Origin of the sequence: Planktothrix paucivesiculata PCC 9631, assembly GCF_900009265.2 — a bacterium.
In the GTDB taxonomy this organism is placed as follows: Bacteria; Cyanobacteriota; Cyanobacteriia; order Cyanobacteriales; family Microcoleaceae; genus Planktothrix; species Planktothrix paucivesiculata.
In genome coordinates, this window is the sequence record NZ_LR734998.1 from 86,232 (window position 1) to 97,059 (window position 10,828).

11 protein-coding genes are annotated in these 10,828 nt (G+C 38.3%); 4 read left to right on the plus strand and 7 right to left on the minus strand.

What is annotated here, in order from left to right:
- Positions 1-6: 6 nt before the first annotated feature.
- The 5 genes from PL9631_RS03785 to PL9631_RS03805 all read right to left on the minus strand — a co-directional run bounded on the left by PL9631_RS03785 (position 7) and on the right by PL9631_RS03805 (position 6,114).
- Positions 7-957: an RluA family pseudouridine synthase gene (locus tag PL9631_RS03785; protein ID WP_083617160.1), complete on the minus strand. Its 951-nt coding sequence runs from the start codon at positions 955-957 to the stop codon at positions 7-9.
- The gene (locus tag PL9631_RS03790; protein WP_083617163.1) at positions 950-2,911 is read right to left on the minus strand and encodes a TolC family protein; all 1,962 of its coding nucleotides are present in this window, start codon (positions 2,909-2,911) and stop codon (positions 950-952) included. Before PL9631_RS03790 ends, PL9631_RS03785 begins: the two co-directional genes overlap by 8 nt.
- A 42-nt stretch (positions 2,912-2,953) precedes the next feature.
- Positions 2,954-4,138, minus strand: coding sequence for an ABC transporter permease (locus tag PL9631_RS03795; protein ID WP_083617166.1), 1,185 nt, complete (start codon positions 4,136-4,138; stop codon positions 2,954-2,956).
- 22 nt (positions 4,139-4,160) lie between these two features.
- A complete protein-coding gene (locus tag PL9631_RS03800) occupies positions 4,161-5,348 on the minus strand; it encodes an ABC transporter permease (RefSeq protein ID WP_083617169.1) in 1,188 nt (395 codons plus the stop codon).
- A 61-nt stretch (positions 5,349-5,409) separates the two neighbouring features.
- On the minus strand, positions 5,410-6,114 hold the full coding sequence (locus PL9631_RS03805; RefSeq protein ID WP_083617172.1) for a uracil-DNA glycosylase: 705 nt from the start codon (positions 6,112-6,114) through the stop codon (positions 5,410-5,412).
- Positions 6,115-6,268: 154 nt separating this feature from the next.
- Between PL9631_RS03805 and PL9631_RS03810 the strand changes: the two genes are divergently transcribed.
- Together PL9631_RS03810 and PL9631_RS03815 are read left to right on the plus strand one after the other, a co-directional pair.
- On the plus strand, positions 6,269-6,931 hold the full coding sequence (locus PL9631_RS03810) for a phosphoribosyltransferase (RefSeq protein ID WP_083617174.1): 663 nt from the start codon (positions 6,269-6,271) through the stop codon (positions 6,929-6,931).
- A gap of 27 nt (positions 6,932-6,958) precedes the next feature.
- Positions 6,959-7,252: a hypothetical protein gene (locus PL9631_RS03815; protein ID WP_407947571.1), complete on the plus strand. Its 294-nt coding sequence runs from the start codon at positions 6,959-6,961 to the stop codon at positions 7,250-7,252.
- Between the two features lie 9 nt (positions 7,253-7,261).
- Here the strand turns inward: PL9631_RS03815 and PL9631_RS03820 are convergent, their stop codons facing one another.
- The gene (locus tag PL9631_RS03820) at positions 7,262-7,630 is read right to left on the minus strand and encodes a VOC family protein (protein WP_083617285.1); all 369 of its coding nucleotides are present in this window, start codon (positions 7,628-7,630) and stop codon (positions 7,262-7,264) included.
- Positions 7,631-7,686: 56 nt separating this feature from the next.
- Here PL9631_RS03820 and tftA point away from each other — a divergent pair, with 56 nt between their 5' ends.
- Positions 7,687-9,039: a hormogonium tapered terminus morphoprotein TftA gene (tftA, locus tag PL9631_RS03825; protein ID WP_083617180.1), complete on the plus strand. Its 1,353-nt coding sequence runs from the start codon at positions 7,687-7,689 to the stop codon at positions 9,037-9,039.
- Between the two features lie 212 nt (positions 9,040-9,251).
- Here the strand turns inward: tftA and PL9631_RS03830 are convergent, their stop codons facing one another.
- On the minus strand, positions 9,252-10,421 hold the full coding sequence (locus PL9631_RS03830; RefSeq protein WP_083617183.1) for a glycoside hydrolase family 10 protein: 1,170 nt from the start codon (positions 10,419-10,421) through the stop codon (positions 9,252-9,254).
- Between the two features lie 128 nt (positions 10,422-10,549).
- Between PL9631_RS03830 and PL9631_RS26010 the strand changes: the two genes are divergently transcribed.
- The coding region (locus PL9631_RS26010) for a hypothetical protein (RefSeq protein WP_197046257.1) at positions 10,550-10,828 on the plus strand (279 nt) is incomplete at its 3' end.

The window sequence follows — 10,828 nt, forward strand, 5'->3', positions numbered from 1 at the left end:
ACGGTTTTAACGACGGCGTAAGACTTCTAAAAGCGTTTTTAGAGTGTCTGGAATCGGCGCGATCGCTTCAATTATTTCTCCTGAAATTGGATGGTTTAAGGTAAGTTTCCAAGCATGAAGTGCCTGTCCGGGTAAATTCACACCAATAGCTTTTCCTCGACTATATTCCGGGTCGCCTACAATCGGATTTCCCATAAAAGCAGTATGCACCCGAATTTGATGGGTGCGCCCGGTTTCTAAGGTAAATAACATTAACGTATAGTTGCCAATTCGTTCTTGCATTTGCCAATGGGTAATCGCTTCCCGTCCACTATTTTCTATGGGAACAATTGCCATTTTTTTGCGATCAATCGGATGGCGACCAATGGGTTGATTAATCGTTCCTGATTCGGTTTTGGGAACCCCATAAACCACACCTAAATATTGACGACGGGCGGTTTTAGATTTAATTTGAGCTTGTAAACTTTGCAGGGCAAAATCAGTTTTAGCCACCACTATTGCCCCGGTGGTATCCTTATCTAAACGATGCACAATTCCGGGTCTTTGTACCCCGCCAATTCCTGATAAGTGATCACAATGGGCTAATAAACGATTAACTAGGGTATCATTTTGATGTCCTGGGGAGGGATGAACGACTAACCCAGCAGGTTTATTCAGAATTAATAGACAATCATCTTCATATAAAATATCCAGGGGAATATCTACTGCTTCTAAGTCTAAAGGTTCCGGGGGTGGGAGAATAATTTCTAAGCGATCGCCACCTTGTACAGATACTTTTTTGGTAGTACAAACCTGTTGATTAATTTTTACCCATCCGGCGCTAATTAAGTTTTGAATCCGCGATCGAGATAGATCAGGAATCTGTTGAGATAACCACACATCTAACCGTCGATGCTGTTTATCCTGGGGTAAATTTTCCGTATCTACGGTTAACTCAATCAGAGCGGAATCATTCATTATTTTGTTCAGGTTGTTGTTCTAGGGTGATCCCCAAGGTATCTAAGGTGATTCCCAAGTTTTTTTCTAAATTAGTTAAGGCATTCAGATAATCTATTTTAGCATTTAACTCGTTATTTTTAGCGTCATCTAAGTCAGTTTGCAACCTGACAAGATCTAAAAGTGTCGCCCCCTCTACACCCAACTTAATTTTCTCCACTTGGTTGAAAATTTGCTGTTCAACTAACTCTGTTTCTCGTCGAGCCAACTCAACTTTTTTTAAGTTTGATTCAATATCTTGTAAATCTTGACTGACATCAATATCGATGTTTTGTCTAGCTTCTATTAAATCATTTTCTGCTTTTAAAACATTAACCTGACTCTCTTTAAAATTACGCTCTATGCTGCGATCGCCCAGGGCTTTACTAAAATTTAATCCGGCTCGTAAGTCCGTTGTGTTTTCAGTGATTTCTGGTGCAGGTTTATGAATGAAACTGGTTTCTAAATTTATATTCCAACGGCGGTTATTTTCAGCAAGAATTAATTGTGTTTTTGCCTTTTCTAAATCCAATTTTGCTTTTAAATAACTGGGTTGATTCTCAAGTCCCGACTGTCTAATTTGATTAAAATCTAAAATTTGAGGCTGAATTTCTACCTGATCTGAAGCTATAATATTAACATCTTCATCAATATCTAATAAGTTCAACAACTTGAGTTGTTGTTGTTTTAAACTATTACGAGAACTTAATAAGGAGATTTCTCTCCTGGCAACCTGAGCTTGTACCGTAATCAAATCAGCCCTAGGTTTACGTCCAGCATCAATAAAAACCTGAGTATTTTCTACTTCTTTTTTAGCATTTTCTAAAGATTTTAAAGCAATTTTAACTTGCTCTTGAGCTTGTAATACACTGCGATAGGATATAATTATTTCCGTGATTTTATCAATTAAAGTAGATTTCAAATCGAGTAAATTAATAGTTTCTGTTATGCGTGCAACTTCAATATCAGCACGGTTAACTTTTGCACCGGCTCCTCTTAATAAAGGTTGTTTAAAGGTTAATGCTAAATTTTGTCTTAAAACATCTCGTTCTGAACCTGAATTATTTTCTTGTTGTCGCTGTCCAACCCAACCCATATTCAACTCTCCCCCCGTGGGAATTTTAATCACTAATCCTGCTGATAACTCTAAACCATTGCTCATCACGGTTGAATTTCCTTGACTAAGATCACTCCAGTTAATTGATAAACTTGGGGTAAAATCAGGATTAAATTTATCTTCCGCAACAATTAAATCTTGACGTTGGACAATGCGATCTAAATATTGATTTTTAATCGTCCGGTTATTTTCTAAACCCAAAATAATTACATCATTTAAGGTCAATTCAACGCCATCGATTTCAGTAACAACCGGAACCGGGGGAGAAGGTTTAACCTCGGGAAGTTGTTGAGTTATCCTCTGATATTCGGGACGATTAGCGGTTAAATTCAGAGGAGTCATACTATTTTCTATCATTTCCCTCGGGTTCGATTCCTCTGGCTCAACTTTAAATGAATAATTATCTATATTAAAAAGTTCAGGTTCGGGAGTTAAATATATATTTTGTTCCAAAGTTTTCAATTCAATAACTGAATTATTATTCGGGTTGGTATTTTCTAAAATTCCAAAAATATCGTTAGATTTGATAGGAGTGGGAGCAATTAAATTGCCTGTGGTAAAATTAATCGGAGCCGAGGGAGGAACTGGATTAAAATTAGCTGGAGGTTGAACCGCAGGAATTATAGGAGAGAATAATTCTAACTTTGTAGGCGATGGATTATTAATCGGTTGAGAGGGAAGGGCTATAAAAATTATCCCACCTACACCGGAGATTAAAGTGATAATTATTCCTAAAGGTAAAAACTTGAATGATTCAGATTCCGTTGAATTTTCCGAGTTGAGTGATGATTCCAACTCTAAATGATGCTGTTCTACCATAATGCTTAATCCCTGATTTTGTGATCAATGCTTAATTTTTCCCTATTCTCCTTTTAAGGCTTTTACTGGGTCAAGTTGACTCGCGCGTAAAGCTGGGAAAAATCCGGCTCCTACTCCGACTAATATAGCTGAACTCAGAGCCAGTATAGCCGTTCTATTTTCAAATTCATAGGGTAACTTAAATTGTTGCGCCACAACAACCGTTGCACCATGAACGGTGACAATGGCAATAGTTCCCCCAACAAAACTTAAAATCGCTGCTTCTAAAATAAATTGCAACAGAATATCTAATTGGGTCGCACCCACCGCCCGCCTGAGTCCAATTTCTGGGGTACGTTCTATCACCGAGGCGATGGTAATATTAGCAATTCCAACTCCTCCTACAATTAAAGAAATTGCACCGACTACTAATAAAGCTTTAGAAACAGAATCCAGGGTTTTTTGCTGTTCTAAAATGTCTTCAATGGTATTCCAAGCATAAAATTTATACCCAGGAAACCGTTGTTCTAATATTTTTTGTGTCTGTTTACTTAAAATCTCTAAATCTTCGATTTGATAGGGACGTAACGATATACCTCTAATATCTTTTTTGCCTGTAGCGGCACTAAAAATTGCCATGGGAACATAAACAACTCCAATGGGTTCTTCCCCCTCATCATATTTATGATCAATAATTCCAACTACCGTATAAGGTCGAAGATTTAGATAAACATTTTTTCCTAAAGGATCTATACTTTCAAAGAGTTTATCAGCTAAAAATTGATCAATAATAATTACAGGTTTATAGTTTTCAAAATCACTAGAGTTAAAGGAACGTCCAGCTATTAATTTAATTCCTGATGTGTTTAAAAAATCGATTGTTGTAGCCAGACTATCAGGATTCGCTTGGTTATCTTGAAAAATAATCTCTTGGTTTCCCATCCAATTCATGCCACTAATCGATTGTAAGCCTTTTAACTGTTGGTTTAATATTTTGATATCATCTAAACTTAGTGGTGCTGACTGTCTGGTAATCGGGTTTCTCTGTGAAACTATACGAACTTGTGGTGCATCTCGTTCAGCTAATTGTTGCTGAATCACCGCAGTGCTAATACTACCCACTTGCAAAGTTGCACTCACCGCAGCTACCCCCATAAATACCCCAATTCCTGATAGAAAAGAACGGACTGGACTTCCTAACAATGAACTACAACTTAATTGAATTAAACTCAGACCAGAAAGACTCATAATTCTGTATTTTGAATGGTTTTTATTCTCCTCTTAACGCTTTTACCGGGTCAAGTTGACTAGCGCGTAAGGCGGGGAAAAATCCGGCTCCTACTCCCACTAATATCGCGGAACTCAGAGCTAATGCAGCCGTTTTCGGTTCAAATTCATAGGGTAACTTAAATTGTTTAGCCACAACAACTGTCGCGCCATGAACGGTGACAACGGCAATAGTTCCTCCCACAAAACTTAAAATAGTGGCTTCTAAAATAAACTGTAACATAATATCTAGTTGGGTCGCACCCACCGCCCGCCTAAGTCCAATTTCTGGGGTACGTTCTATGACTGAGGCGATCGTAATATTAGCAATCCCAACTCCGCCTACAATTAAAGAAATTGCACCTACAACTAATAAGGCTTTAGACACAGAATCTAGGGTTTTTTGCCGTTCCAAAATATCCTCAGCAGTCTTATAAAAATCAAATTCATACCCAGAAAACTTTTTTTCTAATATTTTTTTAGCCTGTTCACCCATCGGGTCTAAATTTTCAATTTTAGAGGGACGCAAAAGCAAACTGTTGATTTCTTTTTGTCCTGTAACTGCACTATAAATGGCCATCGGAACATAAACAAACCCTTTTGGTTCTTGCCCACTCCATAGAGGTTTAGTTACAACAATCCCAACCACTACATAGGGTCTAAAATTAATATAAATAGTTTTTCCTAAAGGATCTATACTTTCAAAGAGTTTATCAGCTAAAAATTGATCAATAATAACTACGGGTTGATAGTTTTCAAAATCACTGGAATTAAAAGCTCGTCCAACAATTAATTTACGTCCTGATGTGTTTAAAAAATCGACGGTCATAGCCTGTAAATAGGGATCGGCTTTCTGATTCTGAAAAACAGCCTGTTCTGACCATATCCAACTACTGCCACTAATAGATTTTAAGCCTTTCAACTGTTTTTTTAGGATTATGATATCGTCTAAACTCAGTTCTACCGACTGTTTTGTAATCGGGTTCCAGGGTGTATAGATTTCTATTTGTGGTGCATCTCGTTCAGCCAATTGTTGAGCAATTACCGCAGTGCTAATATTTTTAACTTGCAAGGTTGCACTCACCGCGGCTACCCCCATAAATACCCCAATTCCTGATAGAAAAGAACGAACGGGATTACCGACTAGGGAACTGCAACTTAATCTAATTAAACTTAGAATAGAAAGACCCATAATGTTGTTTTTCAAACCTCGGAATTAACTATCTAATAGAGGCGTAAACGCCTCACTACGATTATTCCCCATTGATTAATTCTTTCAATTTGTTATGAACTTCCTGAATATCTTGCCACATTAACCATTTCGGAGATCCTTGTTCCTTAGAAGAATTTCTTAATAAATAAGCCGGGTGAAAAATGGGCATACATAATCTTCCTTCCCACTCCATCCATTGCCCCCTGATTTTACTAATTCCCCGTTTATCTCCCAACAAGGATTTAACCGCCGTTGCTCCAGTTAATAAAATTATTTTGGGATTAAGCAAACGAATTTGTTCTAATAAATACGGTTTACAGGCTTCGATTTCTGCTGGGGTCGGGGTGCGATTATTCGGCGGACGACAGCGAATAGCATTAGAAATATAAACCTCTTTTTCTGTACTTAAACCCACGGATTCCAAAATTTTTTCTAACAGTTGTCCTGACCTGCCCACAAAGGGTAAACCCTGCTCATCTTCATTTTGCCCCGGTGCTTCTCCGATAATCATAATCGGTGCTTGAATATTGCCTCGACCAATAACCGCATGGGTACGATTTTGCCCTAATTCACATCGATAACAATGATTACAATGGTTGGCAATTTCTTCTAAGGTTTGATAAGTTCCTACGGGAATGGCAATTTTGGCATCGGTCGGAATTAAATCCCGATTTGAATTCGATGATGGAGTAGCAGGCTCAGTATTTGTAAAATTAAATAAACTCAGTTGTTCGTGATCAGACATAATTAAATGGAGTAGAATTTAGGGTATGGGGTATTAATGATGAACCGATACCCAATTTACAACTATTTTCCATCCAGTGGTAATTTTTGAAGTTGCAACTCTCAACGGCAACAGTCATCATAGAGATGATGCAATGGTCGGGGGCAAGCAGATCATGTTATTCACACCAATATTTAAAGATCGGACTCAAGCGGGTGAAGAACTGGCAAAAGAAATTTTGTTACAGATGAGTTTAGAACATCCGAGTCGGGACACAAAAATTATTGTTTATGCCTTACCCCGTGGGGGTGTACCCGTGGCTTTGCCTATTGCGAAGGGGTTGCACGCTCCTTTGAGTGTGATTGTGGCTAAAAAAATCACCTTCCCGGATAACCCCGAATTGGCCTTGGGTGCGGTTACTGCCGATGGTCATGTGCTATGGTCGAAACGCAAACCCTTCGATCTTGAGCTTCAACAGAAGATGTTAGAACAGGCTCAGATAAAAGCCCAGCAGGCGTGGGAACGACTCTCCCCAGCCTGTCCTGAGATTAACCCCCATGGAGCTTTAGCCTTGATTGTCGATGATGGTATTGCCACCGGAATGACCATGGCTGTGGCGGCAAAGGCATTAAAAGCTCATCACCCCATGGCAATTTGGATTTGTGTTCCCGTGGCGCCACTAGAATTAATTCCTTGTATGCAGCAATGGGGCGATCACGCTGTTGTCTTAGAAACTCCCTATCCATTTTTTAATGTTGGTCGGTTTTATCAACAATTTGAACAGGTAGAAACAGAAACAGCTTTATCCGATTTACGACAACAAACTTGGCTACAATAAATTCTGATGCACAGTTGATGATTAATCATGATGAGACGTTGGAATTTTTGGTGGCAAACTTTAGTGTTATCAACCCAATATAACCCACCTCAATTTGTTGAGTTACTGATGTTAATATTAGGATTTTTTTTACTCCTGATTTGGATGGGAAATCAACAATGGCCCTATTTGGTGCTGTCGATGAGTTATGTCGCGGGATCATCTACTTCGATTTTAGTTAGGGAAGCGATGATTCCTTCCCCCAGTCTACAACTCCCCCAAAAACTAGCAATATTATTGTTAATTCTGAGCCTTTACACCCTCTTGGATTTAATCGGGTGAATAATTCCCCTAAATTTGATATAAAATTAAACGGTTTCCCATGGGATCATAAGCATAAATTTCTCGACCATGGGCGACTGTGATGATTTCTCCCGGGGGCGGATATCCTAGATTTTCCAAATGGGCGATCGCTTGTTCTAAATCCCGGACTTCTAAACACAAACTCATCCCGGTTTTACCCGTCGGAGAAAATTCAGAAATATCAGTAGTTTGGGGTTTAAAAATTCCTAATTTCAAACTCGGTAACTGAAATTCTGCATAACGATGGGGAATATAATTTAACGGTTGTATGCCCAACAATTGAGAATAAAACTCAACCATAATTTCCATTTTTGGATCAGCTAGGGTGACAAATGCCTGATTACAGTGTAAAACCATAAAGGGAATTAAAATATTTAACCTTAATATTAAACTTAAAATCGAGAGTGTAAACAATGACAAGAATTTTTTTGTCCGCAGGTCATGGAGGATTTGAAAATGGTGTAAGAGACCCAGGTACTATTGCCGGAGGGACAACCGAAGCCCAAGAAATGATTCGGATTCGGGATTTAGTCGTCGGTGAATTGCGCTCTCGGGGTGTACAAGTGATTGCGGTTCCTGATGATTTGAGTCAAACTCAAACCATTGATTGGATTAATACCCATTCCCGCTCTGGAGATAGGGCTTTAGAATTGCAAATGGGAGGCTCATCAAACCCTCTAATTCGAGGTGCTACAGCTTTTTATATTGCCAACAATCAATCTCGAAAACAAGACGCCGAATCCCTATTATTATCCCTGCTTCAACAAGTCCCCCAACTCCCCAATCGAGGAGCAAAACCCGACACTGAAACGGGCTTAGGAAGTTTAATTTTTTGCCGTTGGATTGCTATTCCTTCTCTGTATCTGGAGTTAGGATTTCTGACTAATCCCACCGATCGCGCTTTAATTCAAAACCGACGTCAAGATATGGCGATCGGGATTGCCAATGGACTCACCAATTGGTTAGGAAATAGTTCAACAAATCCTATTCCAAATGTTCCCCCAGGTACAGCCGTTTATGGTTCTATCGGGATTAATATTAACGGTCGTCTCTATGGAGAAAATGGAATTTTAGTTAATGGTAATTCTTATATTCCTATTGATTTAGTCGATAAGTTTGGATTGAATTTATCACAAATTTCTGCTCGGGTAAGAAGAATTAGATATAATAATATTGTTTATATTCGGGCTGTTGATTTCAAGAGTTTTGGAATTTCTGTGGGTTGGGATAATCCGAATCGAAGTGTGGTTTTTCGTTCTAATAGTCGTCCCTATCATAGTCAGATTGATCAGATTATGGGTAATGGTTTAACCACAGAAGTTCAATTAATTATGTTTATCAAAACCCAAGATTCTCCGATGATCAATACTGTTCCTGAAATTGCCAAACTTTATCGAAAAGAAGCAGCTATAGAAGGAGTGAATCATGATATTGGATTCTGTCAAATGTGTTTAGAAACTAACTTTCTCCAATTTGGCGGAATTGTTAAACCCGAACAAAACAATTTCGGAGGTTTAGGAAGTTTGGGTGGAGCTTCCGAAAGTGCTTCTTTCCCGACAATTGAAATCGGAGTCAGAGCCCATATTCAACATTTAAAAGCCTATGGAAGTTATGAACCTTTAGTGCAAGATATTGTTGATCCTCGCTTTGAATTTGTCACCCGAGGAATTGCGCCTTTTGTTCAACAATTAAGTGGAAGATGGTCAGATGATTCCACCTACGGCGATCAAATTTTAGCCTTACTCAGAAGACTGTATGAAATTTAAGTTATAGGGAATAGGGAACAGGGAACAGGGAACAGGGAACAGGGAACAGGGAATAGGGAATAGGGAATAGGGAATAGTGATTAAGTATTTGTAGCAAACACAGGACTTACGCATCACCGCTATCAATAGTAGGGGTAATTCATGAATTACCCCTACATCCAGGGTTACATCCCCCAATTTGCGTAAGTTCTGAAACATTAAAGGATGGAATATTAGGTCTTTGGGAATAAATGTTGTAGTTTCCGATGACGTTCTTGGGCGGATTCCTCTGACCAATTCCATAAACTTTCATAGAAAAAGAAAGAGACTCCAGCAAAGTTACGTTTGCGAGTTTCTGCTATTTGTTTTTCTATTATCTCCATGGGAGTTGAACGGTTTTTTAACCCGCTTAAAATTCCAATAGCTACGGGAATATGATTTTTTGCTAAAGTTACTTCCGAACGTTCTAACTCCGTGATAAATCGGTTTAAATCAGAGCGATAAATTTGTAAAACCAGTTCTTCTATCCATCCTTTTCGTTCCCAAGTAAACCAATCTTGTAAATAAGCAGGTAGCGAAAAATGTAAGGGATTTGGAGATAAAGAAACAATACAATCGGGCTTAATTGATTTAATGGTTTCAAAGGTTTTTTTCATGAATTGATTGATTTTATCGGCTCTCCATCTGACCCAATAGGTTTCATGAAAATCGGCAGAAGGAGATTGTCCGTTATGTTCCTGCTGATATAATTTAATGGTATAATCATCATAACCAAATTCCGCAGGTAAACCAAAATGATCATCAAATTGAATCCCATTAATATCATAATTTTTAACAATTTCACTAATTAAATTTAAAATAAATTGTTGAACTTCAGGATGGAAAGGATTTAACCAAACCCGTTCTTCAACTCCTTCTTTTTTAATCATGCTTCCGTCTTGTTTTTGAGTAATCCAATTCGGATGTTTTTTAACTAATTCTGAATTAGCAGGAGCCATAAACCCAAATTCAAACCAAGGAATAATAGTAAAATTCTGTTGATGTCCTTGAGTGACGATTTCTTGCAAAATATCCCTTTTTTCTAATCCCGGGTTGGGATCAACAGTAACTCCAAACACTTCCTGAGTAACAGAACTCGGATATAAAGTATAACCTCCTTGCCATATCGTCGGATATAGGGTATTAAAATTTAAGGATTTTAAGCGTTGCAATCCCGAGGTTAAATCCTGGGGAGAATATAAAATATTACTATCAACATTAGTGAGCCAAACCCCTCGAATCTCAGGGGAATGGGGTAAACTCTGACTCCAAGAATGTTGAAAATTAATCAATAAAAAAAATGCGATCGCCCCAATCAAATAAACAGAACTTTTGAAAAATTTATGGTTTAAAAAAACTTGCATAGAGCGTTAAAAATACTTAAAAAACCTAAAAAAATCGCAAATTGACTAAAAAAAATTTTACAAGCTGTTCAAGTTATGAGATATATAAAGATTAAGCTAATCTTAACCGAGAACCGAGGTTAATTCTTATGAATGAATTCCAAGCCCACCGTATTCGAGAAAATAATAGCACAAATATTGTATTTAACCTGTTAAACTCTAGTCCTTCCTTTTATAATCAACCTGAAATTACCATCAGCTTTAACCCCCAGGTCGAAATTCTTTCTCCCATTCCCCAAGGTAGGGAGGGTGAAACCACGACCACTAGCACGTCCCTATTGTCCACTGAAGTTATAACGACTGCCGATAATATTCTGGAACCTCCGACCCCGGTAATTCCCCAACCCCCACCCCCCCCAACCCCCCCC